Source organism: Pseudomonas sp. TE21435 (assembly GCF_056279265.1).
Genome location: NZ_JBWBQZ010000001.1, coordinates 635,907 through 656,366 on the forward strand (window position 1 = coordinate 635,907; position 20,460 = coordinate 656,366).

The 20,460-nt window shown below is 68.9% G+C and carries 16 protein-coding genes; 1 reads left to right on the plus strand and 15 read right to left on the minus strand.

The annotated features are described in order from the left end of the window. Positions 1-10: 10 nt before the first annotated feature. Both ACZ9C1_RS03040 and lpxO read right to left on the minus strand, forming a co-directional pair. Positions 11-355, minus strand: a complete 345-nt coding sequence (locus tag ACZ9C1_RS03040) for a carboxymuconolactone decarboxylase family protein (protein WP_046856072.1) — start codon at positions 353-355, stop codon at positions 11-13. 139 nt (positions 356-494) lie between these two features. Then, positions 495-1,394, minus strand: coding sequence for a lipid A hydroxylase LpxO (gene lpxO / locus ACZ9C1_RS03045; RefSeq protein WP_110698277.1), 900 nt, complete (start codon positions 1,392-1,394; stop codon positions 495-497). Between the two features lie 216 nt (positions 1,395-1,610). On the opposite strand from lpxO, the gene thpR reads away from it, so the two are divergent. Next, a complete protein-coding gene (gene thpR, locus ACZ9C1_RS03050) occupies positions 1,611-2,156 on the plus strand; it encodes an RNA 2',3'-cyclic phosphodiesterase (RefSeq protein WP_277503455.1) in 546 nt (181 codons plus the stop codon). Here thpR and ACZ9C1_RS03055 read toward each other — a convergent pair. From ACZ9C1_RS03055 to sbnB, 13 genes are all read right to left on the minus strand, one after another. Beyond that, entirely contained in the window at positions 2,120-3,547 is a 1,428-nt protein-coding gene (locus ACZ9C1_RS03055; RefSeq protein ID WP_457378316.1) for an ABC-F family ATP-binding cassette domain-containing protein, read from the minus strand. The genes thpR and ACZ9C1_RS03055 overlap by 37 nt on opposite strands. Beyond that, positions 3,538-4,323 carry a thioesterase II family protein gene (locus ACZ9C1_RS03060; RefSeq protein WP_139671606.1) on the minus strand — a complete coding sequence of 262 codons (786 nt, stop codon included), beginning with the start codon at positions 4,321-4,323 and terminating at the stop codon, positions 3,538-3,540. The genes ACZ9C1_RS03055 and ACZ9C1_RS03060 overlap by 10 nt, the downstream gene beginning before the upstream one ends. A 4-nt stretch (positions 4,324-4,327) precedes the next feature. Continuing rightward, positions 4,328-4,756: a ParB N-terminal domain-containing protein gene (locus ACZ9C1_RS03065; protein ID WP_139671603.1), complete on the minus strand. Its 429-nt coding sequence runs from the start codon at positions 4,754-4,756 to the stop codon at positions 4,328-4,330. A 3-nt stretch (positions 4,757-4,759) separates the two neighbouring features. Further along, on the minus strand, positions 4,760-5,611 hold the full coding sequence (locus tag ACZ9C1_RS03070; RefSeq protein WP_139671600.1) for a methyltransferase: 852 nt from the start codon (positions 5,609-5,611) through the stop codon (positions 4,760-4,762). Between the two features lie 13 nt (positions 5,612-5,624). Then, a complete protein-coding gene (locus ACZ9C1_RS03075; protein ID WP_139671597.1) occupies positions 5,625-7,007 on the minus strand; it encodes an MATE family efflux transporter in 1,383 nt (460 codons plus the stop codon). A gap of 75 nt (positions 7,008-7,082) precedes the next feature. Further along, complete coding sequence (locus ACZ9C1_RS03080; RefSeq protein ID WP_476253560.1) at positions 7,083-8,456, minus strand: sensor histidine kinase; 1,374 nt, start codon at positions 8,454-8,456, stop codon at positions 7,083-7,085. Continuing rightward, entirely contained in the window at positions 8,425-9,072 is a 648-nt protein-coding gene (locus ACZ9C1_RS03085) for a response regulator transcription factor (protein ID WP_256659328.1), read from the minus strand. The genes ACZ9C1_RS03080 and ACZ9C1_RS03085 overlap by 32 nt, the downstream gene beginning before the upstream one ends. A 428-nt stretch (positions 9,073-9,500) precedes the next feature. Next, positions 9,501-11,039, minus strand: a complete 1,539-nt coding sequence (locus ACZ9C1_RS03090; protein WP_476253561.1) for a hypothetical protein — start codon at positions 11,037-11,039, stop codon at positions 9,501-9,503. Beyond that, the gene (locus ACZ9C1_RS03095) at positions 11,026-11,610 is read right to left on the minus strand and encodes an SRPBCC family protein (protein ID WP_476253562.1); all 585 of its coding nucleotides are present in this window, start codon (positions 11,608-11,610) and stop codon (positions 11,026-11,028) included. Before ACZ9C1_RS03095 ends, ACZ9C1_RS03090 begins: the two co-directional genes overlap by 14 nt. Next, on the minus strand, positions 11,607-12,224 hold the full coding sequence (locus tag ACZ9C1_RS03100; RefSeq protein ID WP_476253563.1) for a hypothetical protein: 618 nt from the start codon (positions 12,222-12,224) through the stop codon (positions 11,607-11,609). Before ACZ9C1_RS03100 ends, ACZ9C1_RS03095 begins: the two co-directional genes overlap by 4 nt. Continuing rightward, a complete protein-coding gene (locus tag ACZ9C1_RS03105) occupies positions 12,212-16,162 on the minus strand; it encodes a non-ribosomal peptide synthetase (RefSeq protein WP_476253564.1) in 3,951 nt (1,316 codons plus the stop codon). Before ACZ9C1_RS03105 ends, ACZ9C1_RS03100 begins: the two co-directional genes overlap by 13 nt. Then, the gene (locus tag ACZ9C1_RS03110; RefSeq protein WP_476253565.1) at positions 16,159-19,407 is read right to left on the minus strand and encodes a non-ribosomal peptide synthetase; all 3,249 of its coding nucleotides are present in this window, start codon (positions 19,405-19,407) and stop codon (positions 16,159-16,161) included. Before ACZ9C1_RS03110 ends, ACZ9C1_RS03105 begins: the two co-directional genes overlap by 4 nt. 28 nt (positions 19,408-19,435) lie before the next feature. Beyond that, positions 19,436-20,458: a 2,3-diaminopropionate biosynthesis protein SbnB gene (gene sbnB / locus ACZ9C1_RS03115; RefSeq protein ID WP_139671572.1), complete on the minus strand. Its 1,023-nt coding sequence runs from the start codon at positions 20,456-20,458 to the stop codon at positions 19,436-19,438. Positions 20,459-20,460 lie beyond the last annotated feature (2 nt).

The window sequence follows — 20,460 nt, forward strand, 5'->3', positions numbered from 1 at the left end:
CCTTGGTGTGTCAGGCGCCGGCCTTGCCCACCGCGTCCAGGGCTCGGGCCGAGTAGACCAGTGCCGCGCCGGCGTTCATCGCCACCGCCACGCCCAGGGCCTCGGCGATCTCCTCGCGGGTGGCGCCATGCTTGACCGCCTGCTGCGAATGCACGGCGATGCAGCCGTCGCAGCGGGTAGTGACGGCCACGGCCAGGGAGATCAGCTCGCGGGTCTTGGCGTCCAGGTGGTTGGTCTTGGCCCCGGCGCCACTGGCGGTCATGTAGCCGGCCACGGTATCGGGGGAGAGTTGCTTGAGATCGCCGATGCCGGCCATCAACTGCTTACGGTAGGCGTCCCAGTCCATCATGCTCATCGTCTTCACCTTGTCAGGTTGGCAACAGGAGCTTTCAGGCTAGTCGAAGACGGGATGTGCAGCGGGGAAAACACTCGCGGGGCAAGCCTGCTCCCACTGCTGGCAGGAGCGGGGTTGCCCCGCGAGGATGACGACCGGATCAGATGTAGATGAACACCAGCACCAGCGCCGCGACCACTGCCCACTTCTCCAGGTAGTAGCGGGTGCGGTTGCGCTTTTTCATGGCCTTGCCGCGCTCACGGATCTTGTAGATACGAGTGAACAGGCGGTTGATGCCGCCGGTTTTGTCATTGGCATCGTTGGGCGCGGCAGCGGCGGCCATCACGTTGCGGCTGAACCAGCGGTTGAACGCAGCCGCCCAGCGGTACTTCAGTGGACGCTCGACGTCGCAGAACAGGATGATGCGGTTGTGCTCGGTGGTGTTGGCGGCGTAGTGGATGTAGGTTTCGTCGAACACCACGCCCTCACCGTCGCGCCAGGAGTACTTCTCGCCGTCCACGTCGATGTAGCAGCCATCGTCGTTGGGCGTGTCCAGGCCCAGGTGGTAGCGGTAGGAGCCGGCGTACGGGTCACGGTGGCGTACCAGCTTGGCGCCCGGCGGCAGGGTGGCGAACATCGCCGCCTTGACTGTGCCGATGCCGGCCAGCAGTTCGGTGGTACGCGGGCACAGGGTCATCGCCGAGGGGTGGCTCTCGCCGTACCACTTCAGGTAGAAGCGCTTCCAGCCGGTCTTGAAGAACGAGTTGAAGCCGACATCGTCATAGTTGTCGGACTTCTTGATCTCGCCGGCCTGCAGCAATTGCTGGCCTTCCTTGCGGATCTCCTGCCAGTGGTCCTGCAGCACTTGCAGCTCAGGGAAGGCGCTGACCGGCAGGTAAGGCTTGGCCGGGTGCTTGGAGAACAGGTACAGGAAGGCGTTGACCGGGGCCAGGAAGCTGGAGTGGTCACCGAGCTGGCGGGTCAGCTTGTGACGAACCCGACCGCGCAGGTGAACATAGGCGATCGAGAGGACGAAGATCAGTACGAATGCAATTTTCATGGACGTTTACTTGTCGAAAAAATGGCCATGCGCCATGGCGTAAGCCCGCCAGCATAAACAATCGTGGCCAGGGTTTGTACTTATTGTTACGACAAAACGGCCCGACTTAGGTGGCATGGCCTACAGCTTGCGCAAACGATTCATCCGCATGAGTGGGTATTTCTGACGACCCGGCGTTTACAATCCGGTGGCCGTCCATCCAGCAAGGAACTCCCGATGATTCAGGACGCACGCCCTAATGGGGCCCCCTTCAAGCGGCTGTTCTTCGCCCTGTCGCTGGGCGACGAACAGCGCCGTGGCATCAGCCAGTGGCGGCGTGGTCTGGGCCTGCGCAGCGGCAAGCCAGTGCCAAGCGAGAACTTCCATGTCACCTTGCTGTTCCTGGGCGATGTCGATGCCGCCCAGGTGCCGGCGGTGTGCGCTGCGGTGGATACGCTGCGGCTTCCTGAGGCCAACCTGCGCCTGGTCCTCGACCAGTTGCAGGTGTGGCCGCGGGCTTCGGCGTTGGTGCTTGCGCCCGAGCAGGCGCCGCTGGCCCTGCGCCAGCTGGTGTACGGCTTGCAGCAGGCGCTGCTGCCCCTGGGTATCGAGCCGCAGGTGCGCGATTACCGGCCGCACTTGACCCTGTCCCGGGATTTTCCTGGCCCCTTGCCGGAGGCGGCCGAGGCGCCGGCGTTCCACCTCATCGCCCGCCACTTCACCTTGTACGAGTCACGCAAGGGCCGCTACTGGCCCTTGGCCGAGTGGTCCCTGGCGCAGTGAAAGTGACGGTCGATGCCCAGGCCGTCGAGGAAGTCCTGGTCGTGGGAAATCACCAGCAGCGCGTTGGGGTAGTCCACCAGCACTTCCAGCAGGTGGGTGCGCATGCGCAGGTCGAGGTTGTTGGTCGGCTCGTCGAGGATCAGTAGCTGCGGCGGCCGGGCGGCGATGCAGGCCAGGGACAGGCGCGCCTTCTCGCCGCCGGACAGCCCCGCCACCGGAGTCTGCACCGCATCGGCCTGGCGGAACAGGAAGTCCGCCAGGTGCGCGCGTAACTGTTCCTGCGGCCAATCCGGCACTAGTCGCGCCAGGGCTTCCTGCACATTGGCATCGGCGGGCAGGGTGTCGTAGTGCTGGTCGATGTAGCCGATCTGCTCGGGCGCCGGCAGCAGCCAGTCGCCACGGCGCCAGACCCGCGGGTCGCCGAGGATCGCCCGCGCCAGGGTGGACTTGCCGCTGCCGTTGTTGCCGGTCAGGGCCAGGCGTTCGCCGCCGTCCAGCTGCAGGTCGATGCCGCTGAGCACCGGCGCATCGGCGTAGCCGACGCTGCCGCCACGCACCTGGATCAGCACCCGCGACGACTGGCCCGTCGCCGGCAGGTGGAAGCGTGGCACGATCACCGGCTCCGGGCGCAGCTCGGCCAGTTGCTCGCCGAGCTCGCGCTGCTGCTGCAGGATCTGCGCCTGCTTGCGCCCGGCGGTGGTGTTGCCGCGGCCCAGCTTGGTCGGCGAGCGCACGGTCGCCCACTTGCTGTTCTGGATCGCCTTGACCCCGCGCTTGCGGGCGCCGGCGGCGCGGGCCTGTTCCTGCATCAGCGAGTCGTGGGCGTCGTCACGGGCACGGCGCACCTCGGCGATGCGCTTGTCGAGCACGCCGCGCTGCAGGTCGCGCTCGGCCATGTAGTCGGCGTAGCTGCCGTTGAACACATCCAGGCGCCCGTGGTGCAAGTGCCAGAGCGTGTCACAGGTCTGGTTCATCAGGGCCACGTCGTGGGTCACCAGCACCAGGGTGCCGTGGAAATGCTCGAGCATGCGCGCCAGCGAGCGGCGGTTGGCGGCATCCAGATGGTTGGTCGGCTCGTCCAGCAGCAGCAGGTCGGGGCCCAGGGCCAGGGCCTGGCTCAATGCCTGGTTGACACGCTGCCCGCCGCTGAGTGACGACTCGCCGTCCAGTACCTGGGCCACATGGCCGACACGCAAACCGCCGTGGCGCTCGAGGTGCCCCTCGCTGGGCGCCAGGCTGCCCTGCAGCAGGCGCAGCAGTGACGACTTGCCGCTGCCGTTGTCGCCGATGATGGCGATGCGCTGCCCCCATTCGATGCGCGCGTCGAGTTCGCTGAAACAGTGTTTGCGGCCATGGTGCAAACCCACGCCGAGCAGTTCGATCATTGCCATTGGATGGCGGCCCTCCTGGCCGGGCCGGTCAGCGTCGTGGCCAGGGCATCGAGCAGGATGCGCCGGATGGCCGCGGCCTGGGGCCGGATGAAGAAGTGGTCGCCGGCGAAACCGTGGTGGCTGCAGCCGGCGCTGGTCTCGTCGGCCCAGGCGACGAGGTCGGCGGGGGCAACATGGGGATCGTCGTGGCCGGCCAGCACGTGGATCGGCACCGGCAGCGCCGGGCGCTGCCGGTAATGGTAGTCGCCCACCAGGCGAAAGTCGGCGCGCAGGGTCGGCAGCACCAGGCCGAGCAGGTCCGGGTTGGCCAGCACGCCCGGGGGCGTGCCGTTGTAGCCGCGCAACTGCTCCAGCAACTGTATGTCGTCGAGCCGGTGCAGTGGCGGCTCGAGGCGGCATACCGAGGGCGCGGCGCAACCGGAGGCGAACAGCCGCAGCGGCAGGGCCAGGCCTTGCTCGCGCAGGGCCTGGCTCAGCTCGAAGGCCAGCAGCGCGCCGAGGCTGTGGCCGAAGAAGGCGAAGGGCAGCCCGTCGTCGCTGGCGCGCAGCATTTGCAGCAGTTCGGCGACCAGGCGTGGCAGGTCGTCGCGCGGCGTCTCGGCCATGCGCGAGCCGCGTCCTGGCAGCTGTACCGCGCACAGTTCCAGGTGCGGGCCCAGGTGCGGGTGCCAGTGCAGGTAGTCGGCGGCGCTGCCGCCGGCGTGGCTGAAGCAGAACAGGCGCAGGCGTGGCGCGCTGACGGTACGGCGTATGAACCAGGTATCGCGAGGGGGCATCGGCTCATCCTTGGCGAGGCGGCAGGGGCTGATCCTGGCGCAGCAGCGCCAGGGGCAGGTTGATCGACGGCAATGCTGGCTGGAAACGGTGGCGCGTGGTCTTGTAGGGCAGCACCTGGCCGGCGGCGATGGTGCCGTACAGGCGAGCCAGGTCGAAGGCCTGGCCATCGGCCCAGGCGCTCACGCTGACCCGGCCGTCGGCGTAGTCCAGCAGCACGCAGGGGATCTGCCGCAGGCCCAGCAGGCGCGCGGCGAACAGGCGATGATTGCCGTCCATCACCAGGCCGCTGCCGCGCTCGACCGGCAGTGCGGTACGCCACTGCTGTTGGCTGAGAATGTCACGCGCCAGCGCCCGCGCATGGCCTTCGTCGATTGCCTCGCTGGCGCGCAGGGTATCGATGGCGGTCAGTTCGATGTCATAGCGGTGGGGCATGGTTCACCTCGCCAGGCGCAGGTCCAGCAGGGTCATGCCGTTGTCCAGCCGGCAGGCTTCGGCAAGGGCCAACCCGGCCTCGGCGGCGAGGGCCAGGTAGTGCGCCTGGCTGCGCTCGCGGCCCGCGCCGATCAGCAGGTTGTGCAGGTCGAGCCAGCGCGCCAAGTCGAAGCCGGGGTCGGGCGCAAGCATCAGTTCCACCAGCAGCAGGCGGCTGTCCGCGCCCATGGCGGTGGCGCAGCGGCCGAGCAGGGCGCCGGCGTGGGCGTCGTCCAGGCGGTGCAACTGGTGGGTCAGCAGGTAGGCGTCGGCAGCGCTCGGCAGTGCCTGCGCGGCATCCTCGATACGCACAAGGCAGGCGCAGCCGGCGAGGTCGAAGGCCGCCTGGATCGCCTGGTCCTGGGCCTGGGCGTCGGCCGCCAGGTAGTCGGCATGCAACCCCGGGCGGCCGGCGCAGTGCTGCAGATAGCGGTAGTAGGGCAGGCCGTGGCGCTGCTCGAATACCGGCCAGCCGAGGCGCACGGCCTGGTACAGGTCGCCCCAGCTGGCGTAGTGCTCGGCACCGTAGAGGCTGGCCGCCAGGTATTGCGATTGCGGATGGTCGCGGCGCAGCAGTGGCGAGGCGCCGGCATGCACGAACCCGTCCTCGTGCTCGGCGAACAGGCCGATACCGCACAGCGCCCGCAGCAGGCGCTGCAAACCGTCGACCGGGCAGCCGCAGGCGCGGGCGAGTGGCTCGATGGCTACCGGTTGTTGGCCGATGTGCTCGGCCACGCCCAGGCGCGCGGCCACATGAATGGCCTGGGATATCTGGAAACCGAAGATCCACAGGCGCAACTGGCGGGCATCGGACATGGTCGCGGGCTCCTTATTCTGGGACAGGTTGGCGTGAGTGGGCGCCGACCAAGGGCGCGGTGCGCTGGTGGAAGCGGCCGAGCATCAGCACCGCGCCCAGGCCGAAGGCCACCAACAGGCCGCCGTTGATGCCCCACAGGCCCAGGCCACCGGGGAACGCCAGCAGGTAGCACAGCGGCATGCCGAGCACCCACAGCAACCCCATGTTCAGCCACATCGGGCCCCATATATCGGGCAGCCCGCGCAACGCCGCGAGCATCAGGTTGCGTAGCGCGTCGAGGGCCTGGCTGAAGGCGACCACTGCCAGCATGCCGGTGGCCAGCGTTGCCAGGGCCGGGTAGTCGGCCCGCGCCGGATCGAGGTAGGCGTTGATGATCTGCCCTGGCAGCAGCAGGTAGACCAAGGCGAGCGCGGCCATCACCGTGCCGACCAGCAGCGACGCGGCCAGGCCGATGCGGCGCACCGCCTGGCCGTCGCCACGGCCCATGGCCCGGCTGATCAGCAACGTGCAGGCCTGGCCGGCGCCCATCGGGATCATCAGCGCCACGGTGGCGCACTGGATGACGATCTGCTGCACGCTCAGCGCGCCGACGCCCAGCCAGCCGACCATGATGTTGACCAGGCTGAAGGCCAGCAGCTCGCTGGCGAACTGCACGGTGATCGGCACCCCCAGGACGAAGAATGCCTTGAGCCGATCCGGCGCCCACAGCCGCTCACGGGTGAACAGCCGGTAGCGGCGCATGGCCGGAGCCAGGGCCAGGTAGCCCAGGGTCAGCGCCAGGATCACCCAGTTCAGCGCCGACACCGCGTGCGCCCAGCCGGCCATGCCCAGCGCGGGCAAGCCCCAGGCGCCTTGCAGCAAACCGTGGCCGAGCAGCAGCACGCCGCCCAGGTTGATGGCGCTGAACAGCATCACCAGGCGCCCCTTGCCGGCTGGGAAGAACAGCTGGTGGCAGCAGGCGGTACACATGAAGGGCAGCATGCCCCAGGCCATGCCGCGCCAGTAACCGGCGGTCAGCGCCTGCAGGGCCTGGGGTTCGCCGAGCAGCGGCATCAGCGTCGGCAGGGCCAGCAGCGCGAGGGCGGCAAGGATGCCGATGGCCACGCTCATGAACAAGCCCTGGCGCAGGTCGATGCCCACCCCCTCGGCATCGCCCTGGCCCAGGCGCCGGGCAATGCAGATACCGGTGGCCAGCAGTGGCGACAGGGCGATGACCTGGATGCTGGTGCACAGCACCGTGACCAGGGCACCGGCGGCCAGCTCGTCGGGCCCCAGGCGGGCGATCAGCAGCATGCCGATGACGTTCACGGCGATGTGCAGCACGCGCACGCCGAGGATCGGCGTGGCCAGCTTGATGATTTCGCGGCACCAGGTGCCGAGTGTGGTTTCAGTCATGGAGGGTCCGTGGTACAGGTGAGCCGCAGCGATGAAGGCTAGAGCGCCGGGAGCGGTGGCGACAGGTGCAATTCCTCATGGTTGCGCGGTATCGCCGGGAACATGCACGCGAACCAGGGTGAGGCCGTGACGTTCGTGCACACTGACTTCGTGGCCGAGGATCGCGCACAGGCGCAGGACGATGGCCAGGCCCAGGCCAACCCCTTCTGGCGGGCAAGGGCCGTCCGCCGCCTGGTAATAAGGGCTGAAGATCCGCTGGCGGTCCTGCTTGGCGATACCCGGGCCATCGTCCCACACCTCCAGCGCCACGCCGCGGCCGGTGCGCCTGGCCGCCACCAGGACTCGGCCCCGGGCGAACTTGCAGGCATTGGCCAGCAGGTTCTCCATCACCCGCGCCAGGCGATGATGGTCGCTGTGCAGGCTCAGGGCGCTGGCGCGCACGCGCAGGTCCAGGCCACGTTGCAGGGCGACATCCTCGAAGCCCAGCTCCAGCTCCTGCAGCAGCGACTGCGCCTGCAGCACCTGGCAGCAGGGTGGCGCCGTGTCGCCGCGCAGGCGCGCCAGGTCGAGGAAGTCGCGCACGTAGGCCTGCAGATTGAGTACCACGTACAGGGTCTTGCCCAGCAGCACGCGGCCTTCGTGCGCATCGCACTGCTGCACGGTGTGCAGCAGCAGTTGCATGGCGTGCAGGCGCTGGCGGAAGTCGTGGGAGGCTTCCTGGAAGAACCGGCAGTCGCGGTCGACCTGGCAGGCCAGCTCGCGGCGCTGACGCGACAGCTCCTGGTTGTGGCCGCGCAACTGGGCAAGGTTGCGTTCGATCTCGGCAAACAGCTCCTGGGCGCGACTGCGCAAAGCCATCAGCACCGCCACGCAGGCCAGCAGAAGCGCCAGCAAGGCCTGGCGGCCCAAGCTCTGGTAAGGCGCCAGCACCGGCGCCAGGGCGCTGCCGAGCACCAGGGTCACGTCGCTGTCGGGCACCCGGCGGAAGGTCAGCAGGTAGCTGTCGCCGTGGGTGTCCTCGCTGATGCTGCTGGCCACCGGCACATGCTGGCTGCGGCCGAACGCCGGGCTATCCGCCAACGCCTGGGCGACCGCTGACGGCTTGCGTGCGGCGGCGTAGGCGACGTGCCCTTCGGCGTCAAGCAGGTACAGCTGGCGATGGGCGCGCAGGGACGGTGCCAGGTGGGTGTCGAGGTAGTGGGCGAGCGCGTCGCCGTCGAGGCGCTGCGGCAGGCCCGCGACCATTTCACAGGCAAGGATCTGCTGGGCCCCGCGCAGGTTTTCCAGCAATCCGGCCTTGAAACGCTGCAAGACGGCACCGCCCAACAGTGCGAAAAGCAGCGAAAGGCCCAGCGTCACCGCCAGGGCGGCGCGCCAGGAGCGGCTGCGGGCCCTGGCCAGTGGCAGGGCAAGCGCCTCAGTGCCAAGCGGTTGGTGTGTCGTAGTCATGCAGATACCCAAGGTCCATTGCACGGGACACCGCGTGGGTGCGGTTGGTCACACCCAGCACACGCATCAGGCCGGTGACATGGTTGTTCACCGTGCCCAGGCTCAGGCCCAGCTCGGCGGCGACCTCCTTGGAGGCCAGGCCGCGGTGCAGCAACTGCAGGATCTCCTGCTGCCGGCGGGTCAGGCGCACGGCGTTGGCGGGGGCGCGGTCATCGCTGATCGGAAAGGTTTTGCGGCCTTGCAGGATTTGCTGCATGGCCGTGGTGAAGTCCTCCAGGTTGGCGGCCTTGACCACATAGCCGAGCAGCCCCATGGCCTGAGCCTGCGCGCTCCAGTCCTGATTGTGGGTGGCCGTCACCACCGCACAGCGTTGTGCCACGCCCAGGCGATGGAAAGTTCTCACCAAGGAGAGCCCGCAGGCATGCGGCACATTGATATCAAGTAATATCCGATGCCAGTCATGTTGATCTTTGAAAGTTTCGATGGCGCTGGGGGCACTGTCGCAAATGAATACATTCAGTGAGCTGTCCATCTTCAACAAGAGTGTTCGGGTGGCATCGGCCACCAAGGGATGATCTTCGACGAGCAATATTCTTTTTACAGTCTGAAAGTGCATCGTTTCAATCCTCGTCACCGGCGCGGGGTGAACCAAAGGCGATGGCGGCCTGCGCTGCCTGAACCTGCGCAGACATTGATATGCCTGGGCGCGTGGGCAGGTTCAGCGGGCGGGCGACTCGTGACGCGACGAGGGCATGGCCGCGGTGCTGACGGAGGGGGAGTTGCACGATGAATCAATTTGCTTGCGGATCATGAGGGGTCTTCCTTGATATTGTAATTCCATACCCTGGAACCGGGCCAGGCACTCATACTCTAGTCCGGATATGCGACGCTGGCACGGGGAAAGTATAGGGGTATTATGACCGTGGTTCATCGGCAAAGTTTGCAAGACAGGTCAATTTCTGAAGTTTCCTGTAAAACGCAAAGTTATTAAACAGCTAGTTTGGCTAACCTTCGCCCCGGCAAGGCCGGGGCGAAGAGGCTGATTCACGCCACCCAGCTGCCATTGACAAAACCGCGGTAGTCGGCCGGCACGAACCACAGGAACAGAATGCCCAGCCGGCCTTGTTCGAGCTTGTCGCGCCAGTGGGGCATCTGCGGGTCGATGAGGTGACCGTCGCCGGGCAGCAAGCGTGCCTGGTGAACCTGGCGCGGGGTTTCCACGCAGATCGGCCAAGCCAGCTGGCGGTCATGCTCCGGCCGGGCTTCGATGGGCAGCGACATCACCCAGGCGAATGCCTGCACATCGTCCTGGTGGCGGGGCAGGGTGGCACCATCCTGGTAGATGGTCAGCGCGTTGTGGCCTGGCTTGACGGGCTCGGGCAGGACCTGGTTGAGCAAGGCGCAGACCATGCCGTGCAGGTAGAAGGTAAACGCGTCGCGGTGGCACCAGAAGCGTTGCTCGGTCTTGCCGTTGACCCGGTCCAGCAGCAGGAAGCGCCCCTCCATCATGAAGCGCAGGTAGCGGCGGGCAATCGCCAGCTCCAGGGGCGGCAGCACCTGTTCGAAGGTCACGCAGCCATCCTCTGCCATGCGTGCGCTCAAGGTCTGCAGGTGCCTTCGCCAGGCTTCGCGGCGCGTGGCCAGGCTGGCCGGCTCGTGCAGGATGCCGGCTTGCAGGAACAGCGCGCGGGTGGCCGGGTCGAGCGTTGCCGGCGTCAAGCGGCCCTCGCGCAGCGCGGCCAGGGCCTGCTGCTGTTGCGCGGTCAGCCAGCGCATGGCGACGATGCCCTTGACCGGGTCCTCGAGCCACAGGGTCGGCGCGCAGGACTGCGCCCAGTCGGGGTCGACCACCTGGCGGCGCAGGGCCTCAGGTACCTGCTCGAAGCGCTCGTAGAGGCCTGGCACCAGCGCCAGGCCAGGGCCGTCGAGGCCGCCGGTGTGCAGCGTCGGGCGATAGTAGGCCGGCAGTTCGTCGAACAGCGCCGGGTCGAGCTGGCAGCGCTCGGCAAGGAAACGCTCGCGCCGCGGCAGGCGCTCGACCGCGGTGACCAGGCCGTGCTTGTCCAGCCGCCGCCTTACCCGGCCTGGCAACGCGCGGTAGCCGGGCTCGTCCAGGCCGTTGGCGGCGATGCGCAAGGCGTGTTCGGCATAGCCCGGCGACCAGGCGGGCAGGATCACCCGCTCTTCGAGGAATTGCCCGGGGCGCTGGGTGTAGAACGCCATGAACACCAGCGAGGTGACATGATAGTCGCGCCCGCGAAACGGCACGCGGCGCAGGCGCCCGCTGTCGAGCACGCGCCACAGGCGCCGGGCCTGGCCACGCCAGCCGAGGCGGTCGAGCGGGGCGAGGAAGCCGTAGTCGATCAGTTGTTCGAACAGGTGCTCCGGATAGTCTCGCACCGCGTCGCCGTCGACCTGGCCGCGGGCCAGGCGCACCAGCAACTCGCACATCCGCGGCTGCTCGAGCACGGCGAACGACACGTAGCGCGAGCGGGTGGCGTGGGTGCTGTAGTTGCGAAACCCGACGATGACCTTGCACAGGTCGTTGACCGCCCACCGCTGGTGGATCTCAATGGCTTGCATGGTGGTTCCTCCTTTTCAGGCCGGCCGCTTCAGCCAGCAGACGCGCGCCTCCCAGCGCATGACGAATCAGGTGTACCCGCCACTTCCAACGGCGGTGCCGGCGCACGCCGTTGCACAAGTGGCCTTCAGCGCCATCGAGCAGGTCGCCGATCAGCGCGTCGTGCACCCAGCGCACCAGCAGGTGCCACATCAGCCAGTGGTACGGACTCAGGCGCAGGCAGGTGAAATGGCTCAGGCAGGTGCGTCCGTCCTCCAGGGCCTGGATGCGAAAGCCATGCACGCCCTGGTAGCCTTGCGGGGTGATGAAGCGGAACAGCGCCTCCTGGCCCGGCACGTAGCGTTCCAGGCGATAGCGGGTCGCGCCGTGGCCGCCGATGCAGCCTTCGCCCATGGGCCCCTCGCAGCGGTCTCGCGGCCAAGTGGCGTGCGGCCACAAGGGGGAGTCTGCGGCGTCGAAGCCGGCCAGCAGCGCGCCGACCGCCGCCGGGTCGCTGCGCAGCGGGCGCTGGTGCAGGCTGACCACATTGGCTCGCTCAAGCCGTGCCAGGGCCTTGAACTCGGCGGGCGTCATCGCGCCGCACCGTCGCGCAGCAGGCGCTCGGCCTGGCGCCGCACTTCGCTTTCACCCACCAGGTGCGTGGCTTGCTCCAGCACTTGTCGCCAGCCTTGGCCGCCGCCGCCCTGGTCCAGGCGCCGGGGCAGCTGCTCCAGCCACTGCAAGGCCAGGCAGCGCAGCTCGCGGGCGATGATGGCGAAGGCAATGAAGCCGCCCTGGACCCGGTCGGCGCGTCGGGCGTCGGTGGCCACCGCGCGAATCGAGGTGCGCTGGGCCTCCTTGCGCACCTGCAGGCGCACCGGGCGGCGAACCGCATGCCCGGCGACTGTCACCTCGTAGTCGCCGTCGGCGACATGGCCGCCACCGCTGTGCGCCGCGCCGGGCAGCCAGTACACGGCAACCTGGCGTGGGTTGAAGAAGGCGATCTCGCGGCCGCGGTACTGGGCGAAATCGGCGCAGCTGAACTGGGTCAGCAGGAAACCGCGCTGGCTCGGGTGCGGGGTGACCGTGGGCAGGGCGCCAGGGTCGCAGCGGTACATGCGTTCGAACAGCAGGTACAACGGGTCGGCACGCCAGCTCAGCCAGCGGTAGCGCACCTGGCGCAGGTGGTGTCGGGTCATTTCGAACATGTCGGCTCCTGGTCCTTCAGCAACTGTTCCAGATGGCGGATGGTGGGTTGGCGGTAGAACGCCTGCAGGCGCACTTTGTGGCCATGAACCTGCTCGACCGCGGCGAGCATCTCGATGACTTTCAACGACTGGCCGCCGAGCGCGAAGAAGTCATGGTCGATACCGAAGCCGTCGCTGCCCAGCAGGCGCTGCCACAGCGCCTGCAACCGCTGCTGCAACGGGGTGCTCGCCTGGCTCGCCGGGGCGTCGTGAGGCACTGCCTGGCTGTGCAGGCGGCGCAGGTCGGGCTTGCCGTTCTCGGTCAGGGGCATCTGGCCGATGATCAGCAGTTCATCGGGCAGCATGTAGGCGGGCAGGCACTCGGCCAGGTACTGGCGCAGCGCAGCCGGGTCGCATGGCGGGGCGGGCGGGGTCGGTTCGCGCAGGCCGCTGTGGCCGACCCAGATCGAGGGGTCGTGGTAGTAGGCGCGGTCATTGGCCAGGTCAACCTGCACCGGCTGCAACGCCTCGTCGACCTGGTACGGGCCGGCATGCTCGAAGCGCGCGCCGGTCCATTCCCGCCACTGCGCCAGGCTGCCCTCGATACGCTGCGACTCCAGCGCCACCCCCAGTTCCCGGGCACCCAGGCGCAGGTGCACGCGCAGCCAGAAGTCCAGGGGTTCGCCCTGCTCGTCGCGGCTGTCCGCCCATTGCTGCACGGGCATGCCCACGGGCATCCCCACCGGGCGTACCGGGCCAAGGAAGTGCTCCAGCCCATGGCGTCTGGCCAGGGCCCGGAAACCTTTGGCCAGGGTGCTGGCCAGGCCCTGGCCCTGGCAATGTTCGGCGACGATGCCGGCCAGCCCGACCACGGTGTTCGGCGTGATGCCCGCGTGGTGCTGTTGCAGTGCCAACTGCAGGGCTGCGTCCCAACCGGCGGGCACGGTCTGTGGTTGGCCGTCCCAGTACAGCGGCACGCCGTTGGCCACGCAGGCAACCTGGTCGGCGGCGTCGACCAGGCAGAACTGGTAGTGAGGGAACAGGCTGTACAACGATTGCCAATGCCGCGTCAGCACCTGGCTGCCAGCGAAGTAGCGCGGCCAGGTGCCCTGGTGGATGAGGTTCATGTGTACCCGCAGTTCCGGACGCTGGGCCACGCTGAACTGGCGCAGTACCTGGCCGCGGGCTTCGATGCGCGCCACCTGGCGCTCGCGCAGCTCGACGAAGGCGCGCAGCCGGCCGCCGTCGTCTTCCTGCCAGGTGACGGCGGCGCGGGCTACATCCGGGTGGCTGGCCAGCGCCGACTCGATATCGCCCAGCTCGACGCGGTTGCCGCGCACCTTGACCTGGTGGTCGAGGCGGCCGATGTAGTGCACCTGGCCCTCGGCGTCGAAGCGCGCCAGGTCGCCGGTGCGGTACAGCCGCAGTGGCGCCTCGCCCGGCAGCAAGGCCTTGCTGAAGAAGGCCTGGCGGGTCTGCTCCGGCGCCTGCCAGTAGCCTGGGCTGAGGCTTGCGGAGGCCAGGCACAACTGGCCGGGAACGCCGATCGGCAGGGGCTGGTCGTGGCGGTCGAGAATGAACGCCTGCACATGCGGCAGTGGCCGGCCGATGGGCACCCGTTCGCCGACGCAGGGCTGCGCGCAATCGTGCCACAAGGCATCGACCGTGGCCTCTGTGGGGCCGTAGTGGTTGGCCAGGCGGCAGTCGAACGTGGCCAGGGCGCGCTCGGCCAGCGACCGGTGCAGGGCCGCCGCGCCACAGATGATCAGGCGCAGGGCCGGCAGGCGGCGCCCCCCGCGCCGCGCGGCCTCGACCAGCGCCTCGAGCATGGCCGGCACGGTCTGCAGCACGGCGATACGTTGCGCCTCCAATACCTGCAGCAGGTGCTCGGCGGTGCGCGCCAGCCCCGGCGGCCAGGGCACCACCTCGGCGCCCGCGCACAGCGGCCAGAGCATGTCCAGCAGCGATGCGTCGAAGGTTGTCGCGGTCCAGAACAGCATGCGTTCGCCAGGTTGCAGCGCATGCCTGGCCTGGGTCGCCTCGATCAGCGCCAGCAACCCGGCATGGTGCACGGGGATGCCCTTGGGCTGGCCGGTGGTGCCGGAGGTGAACAGCAAGTACGCCAGTTGCCCGGCGCTGGCTTGGCTGGCCAGGCGGGGCTGGCCCGCAGGCTGTTGCGCAAGGCGCTCGATGAACAGGGTCGGTACGCCCAGGGCGTGGGCCTGTTCGTCCTGGGCCTCGCGGCTGACCAGGATGGCCAGCCGGGCCTGGTCGGCCACCGCGCGCAGGCGGGTCAGTGGCCAGTCCGGGTGCAGCGGCACGTACAGCGCTCCGAGCCTGAGCACCGCCAGCAGGGCAATGACCGCTTCGGCACCGCCATCGAGCAGCACGCCTACCGCCTGGCCGGCGCCAACGCCGCTGGCGACCAGCGCGCGCGCCAGGCGGTCGACCTCGCCGGCCACGGCCGCCTGGTCAAGGCTGCCGTGGACGCTGGCCAGGGCCGCGGCGGTGGGTGCCTGGCGGCAGCGGGCCTCGATCAGCTCGAGCACGGTGCCGGGCACAGGGGTGCCGGCCCGCGTCGGCGGGTTGAAGCCCCGCAGCACCTGCCGCGCGGCCTCGGCGGACAGCAACGGGTAGCTCGCCAAGGGTTGGTGCGGGTCGTCGATCGTCGCCTGGAACAAGGTCTGCAAGCTGTCGAGCAAACGCTCGATGGTGTCGGCGTCGAACAGGTCGCTGTTGTAGGTGCAGAAGAACTTCACGTCGCTGCCCACCGGATCAAGGCCGATGGCCAGGTCGAAGCGGGCGCCGTGGTTCTCGGCGGCGAACACCTCCTTCGGATAGAGCTGGCCCTGGCCGAGGTCGACACTGACGAAATCCGACTTGTCGTTCTGCACCCCGGCCATCACCGAGAACAGCTTGGGTCGTGACAGGTCCTTGTGGTGGTCGAGGGCCTCGATCACGTTGACGCAGGGGTAGCGGTAGTGCTCGAACGCTTCCATCACCGTGCCGCCGACCTGCTCCAGCAAGGTGGCGAAGGTCATGTCGGGGGCGATCCGGGTGCGGATCGGCATGGGCACGGCATAGCAGCCCAGGCTGTCCTGGTCCTGGGGCGAGCGCCCGGCGATCGGGCAACCGAGCACCAGGTCGTCCTGGCCGCAGACCCGGTGCAGGTACAGGTTCAGCACGCTTAGCAGGAACATGAACGGGGTGCTGTTGCGGCTGGCGCAGAAACGCCCCAGATCGCGCGCCAGGCCGCGCGGCAGCCAGGTCTTGGCAGTGTTGCCGTTGTAGGTCTGGACCACCGGCCGCGGCCTGTCTGTGGGCAGTTCCAGTGGTGCTGGCAGGTCGGCGAACTGGCGCAGCCAGTACTGCCGATGCACCTCCAGTTCGCCGCTGTGCAGCGCGTCGTTGCAGCGTCTGGCGTAGTCGAGGAAGCTGCCGCGAAGTGGCGGCAGCTGTGCCTGCCGGCCCTGGCAGGCGGCGCCGTAGAGCGTGGCGAACTCACGGATCAGGTTCAGTGTGCTGGTTTCGTCCCAGATGATGTGGTGCACGGTGAAGATCAGCTGGAACTCATCGCCCGGGTACGCCACCAGGTGCAGGCGGTAGAGCACCTCGCTGGCGAAGTCGAACGGGGCCAGGGCGTATGCCCGGGCCAGTTGCTGCTGTTCGGCCAGCACCTGTTCCGGGGCCAGGGTGGTGCGTTCGATGAACAGCTGTGCCGGGTCGAGTACCTGCGGCTCGCCCAGGAACTGGCAGGGTCGGCCATCGGCGTAGCCCAGGCGCAGGCGGAATACGTCGTGACGGTCGAGCAACTGCTGCCAGGCGGCGAGAAACGCTGCGCGGTCGACCCGGTCGAGGAAAAAGTGGTTGAAGCTGACGTTGTAGACCGCGCTTTCCGGCGCCAGCTGGTAGGCGAACCACTCGGGGATCTGGCTCGGGGCCAGGGCTTGCGGGGTCATGCGGTTTCCTCCAGCGCCTGGGCGCAGTAGTCATGCAGTTCGGCGATGCTTGGGTGGTTGAACAGGTGGCGCACCTCCAGCCCCTGGCCGAGTACTTCGCGGCAGCGGCTGGTCAGCTCGACAGCCAGCAGCGAATGGCCGCCGAGCAGGAAGAAGCTGTCATCGATACCGACCCGCTCGAGGCCAAGCATCTCGGCCCAGATTGCCGCCAGGCGCGCCTCGCGCTGATCGCGCGGGGCGCGGTAGGGCACCTCGCCGGACGGGGCGAAGCTGGCCAGCGGTGGCAGCGCGGCGCGGTCGATCTTGCCGTTGGGCAGCAGGGCGAAGGCATCCAGCAGGCAGATCGCGGCAGGCACCATGTAGTCGGGCAGGTGCTGCCGGCAGAAGGCACGCAGACTCTGGGCCGAAGGCGCCGGGCGCTGTGGGGCGATCACGTAGGCGACCAGTTGCTGCTGGGCGTTGCTGTCGCTGGCGCCCATGACCAGGCTCTGCTCGACCGCTGGATGGCGGCGCAGCACCGCCTCCACCTCGCCGGCCTCGATGCGGCAGCCGCGGATCTTCAGCTGGAAGTCGCAACGGCCGAGCATGTGCAGCTGGCCGGTGGCGTCCCAGCGGCCAAGGTCGCCGGTCTTGTACAGGTGCCCGCCTGGCTGGCTGTCGAACGGGTCGTCGATGAAGCGCTCGGCGCTGCGCCCTGGGTCGCCGAAGTAGCCCTGGCCGACGCACAGCCCACCGATGTGGATCTCGCCGGTGACCCCGGCCGGTACCCGCCGCAGGTTGGCGTCGAGCACGTACAGGCGGGCGTTGCCGATGGGGCGGCCGATCGGCTGGTACGGCTGGGTGGCGGCAGGCGCGGCGTACAGGCACAGGTGGGTGACGTCGTCGGAGCACTCGCTGGGGCCGTAGGCGTTCATCAGCGCGGTGCCCGGGCAATGCTCGAACCAGCGCCGCGCCAGGGCGGTGGCCAGCGGCTCGCCGTTGCTGATCATCCAGCGCAGCCGGGGCAGTGCGCGGGGTTGGCGCTGGTGTTCATCGAGCAGCAGCTCCAGGTGCGAAGGCACCGTCTCGACCACGCTGACCTGGCAGTGCTCCAGCTGGTCCCACAGCGCCTGCGGCTCCCACGCCTGCAGGCCGGTGAGCACGCGGGTGCGCGCCCCGGGCAGGAGCGCGACGAGAAACTGCCACACTGCCACGTCGAAGGTCTGCACGGCGATCTGTGCCACGCAGTCGTCGCCGCGCAACTGCAGGTCGTGGGCCTTGGCCAACAGGTGATTGACCATGCCCAGGTGGCTGACCATGGCTGCCTTGGGCTCCCCGGTGGAACCGGAGGTGAAGATCATGTAGGCGGTGTCGCCCAGCTCGCTGGCCGGTGCGTGGGGCCACTCGGCGGGGTGGCGCTCGAGGCTGGTCGGCTCCAGGCACAGGGTCGGGCAGGGCGCCTGCAGGTGTTCCAGCGCTGGCGCACAGGCCGGGTCGCAGAGGATCAGCGCCGGTGCGCTGCGTTGCAGCATGCGCCCGTTGCGTTCGGCGCCCTGGTCCGGGTCGAAGGGCACGAACGGCGTCCCCAGCTTGAACAGCGCGAGCATGGCCGCCAGGTAGTGGCAGCCGCGGGACATGAACAGCGCCACTCGCTCGCCCCTGGCCACGCCTTGCTGGCGAACGGCGTGGGCGATGCGGTTGGCCAAACGGTCCAGCTCCAGGTAACTCAGGCTCAGGTCGTGGTGCTCGATGGCGATGGCCTCGGGCTGGACGGCCACCCAGTCGGCCAGCCAGGTGAGCAGGTGACGGTCGGGCAAGGGGTCATGGCCGGCACTGCCCCAGCGGCGCAGGCAGGTCTTTTCGTCGTCGTCGAGCATCTCCAGATCGGCCAGGCGCGCCTTTGGGGTGGCGATGGCCGAGACCAGCAGGGTACGCAGGTGACCGATCATGCGCTGGGCGAAGGCATCGTCGAACAGCGCCGCGTTGTACTCGATCTGGCCGGTGATCGCGCCGGGGCTGTCTTCCAGCGCCAGGGTCAGGTCGAACTTGGTGAAACCACTGGCGCGCGGCAACGGCTCGACGCTGGCGCTGCCGAGGGCAAAGCGCCGGGCCAGGGCCTGCTGCAGCACGAACTCGACCTGGAACAGCGGCGCGTGGCTGTTGCTGCGTGGCGGTTGCACGGCCTCCACCACACGGTCGAACGGCACGTCCTGGTGGGCATAGGCGGCCAGCGCCTGCTGCTTGACCTGCTGCAAGAAGGCGTCGAAGGCCAGTTCGGCGCGTGGCTGGTTGCGCATCACCAGGGTGTTGACGAAGAACCCCACCAGCGCCTCGGTCTCCTGTGGGAAGCGGTTGGCCACCGGCGAGCCGACGAGGATGTCCTCGCTGGCGCTGTAGCGTGACAGCAGGATGTTGAACACTGCCAGCAACAGCATGTAGGGCGTCACCCCCTGGGCCCGGGCGAACTGGCGCAGTTGCGTGCTCAGCTCGGCAGGCAGCGCCAGGCGCAGGGTCTTGCCGGTGTAGCACTGCTGCGCCGGGCGCGGATGGTCCAGAGGCAGGGCCAGCAGCGCCGGGGCGTCGGCCAGCCGCTCGCGCCAGAACGCCAGCTGGCGCTCGACCCGGCTGCCGTCCAGCCACTCGCGCTGCCAGTGGGCGTAGTCGGCGTACTGCACCGCCAGCGCCGGCAGCGATGCCGGCAGGCCCTGGCTCAGGGCCTCGTAGGCCTGGCCGATCTCGCGCAGCATCACCCCAACCGACCAGCCGTCGCAGGCGATGTGGTGCACGGTCAGCGACAGCAGGTGATGGCGGCTGTCCAGGCGCAACAGGTGGGTGCGCAGCAGCGGCGCCCGGTCCAGCTCGATCGGCGCATCGGCCTCGCCGCGCAGCCAGTCCAGGGCCTGCTGCTCATCGGCCATCTCGAGGATCGGCAGTTCCAGGCGCGGCAGCGGTTCGCAGCGTGCCTGCGGCTGACCGTCGCGGTCCTCGATCAGCGTGCGCAGCACGGCGTGACGCTGCACGTGCAGCTCGATCGCCTGGCGCAGCGCCTCGACGTCGATGGCGCCGCGCACGCGCAAGGCGCAGGGCATGTTGTACAGGCCGCCGACCTGCTCCAGGCGCTGGTGCAGCCAGAGCCGTTGCTGGGCGGCCGACAGGCACGGCGGCGCTGCGCTGGCCTGCAGCCCGCCCTGGCCGCGTCGGCGCCGTTGCGCCAGGCTTTGCGCTGGCTGGGCGTGGTGGTGTGGATCCTGCTCTGATGGGTTCATCGTCACATCCCTTTGCTGGTGGTGGCGCTCATGCCTGGTCGGCCTGGTAGGGCCGGGGGAAGAAGTCCGTCACCCGCAGGTGCGGTTGTGCCGCGCAGTCGTGGTGAATGGCCCTGGCCACGGCGAGATCGAGCACGCCCATGCCGAAGGGCGAGAAGATCCGCGGCCGGGTCGGGTCCGGAGTGACCTGTCCGCGCAGGGCCTGGCTGATGTCGCCGGCGATGAAGCGCTGGTGGCCGGCCTGTCGCCAGGCCAGTTCCAGTGAGGTGGCGGCCTTGAGGCAGTGGCCGACGTCGTCGGCAAGGTTCTGCGCCGCCAGCATCACCCCAGGGGCCAGGTCGCGCAGCGACAGGTGCAGCACGGTGGGGGCGTGGTCGAACCAGGCGGTCTGGTCGATGCCCGGGCGCACTGCCGAGGTGGCGAACAGCAGCAAGTCGCTGTCACGCACGCACCGCTCCAGCGGCTGCACCTGGGCATCCAGGCCCAGCGCCTGGCAGTGCCGGCGCAGGCGCTCGGCACGCGCAGGGTCCAGATCGCACAGGTTGACCTGCTCCAGCGCCCAGCCCGACTGCAGCAGCAGGCGCAGTGTGCGCCAGGCGATCGGCCCGCAGCCGACCACGCCGAAGGCCGCGCTGCGCCCTGGCGTGGGGTGCAGGCAGCGCGCGCCGAGCACTGCCGAGGCCGCGGTGCGCGCGGCGCTGATAAGGCTGCCTTCGAGGCAGGCCAGCGGATAACCGGTGCGGCGGTCGTTGAGGATGATCAGCGCGGAGGCCCGGTCCAGACCGTGGCGGGTGTTTTCCGGAAAGCTGGCGATCCACTTCAAACCGGCGATCGGCTGCGCGTCGTCGAGCACCGCGGGCAAGGCGATGATGCGGTTGCGGTCGCTGTCGGCGAAACGCAGGAAGTAGCTGTCGGGGTTGCCGGCGCGGCCTTCGGCGGCGTCCAGGTATGCCTGCGCGACCAGTTCCAGCAGGCGGCCGGGATTGGCCTGCAGCCAGGCTTCGATGGGGGCGGCGCCAAGCAGCGACAAGGCGGGCGGGTGGTTGTCCATGG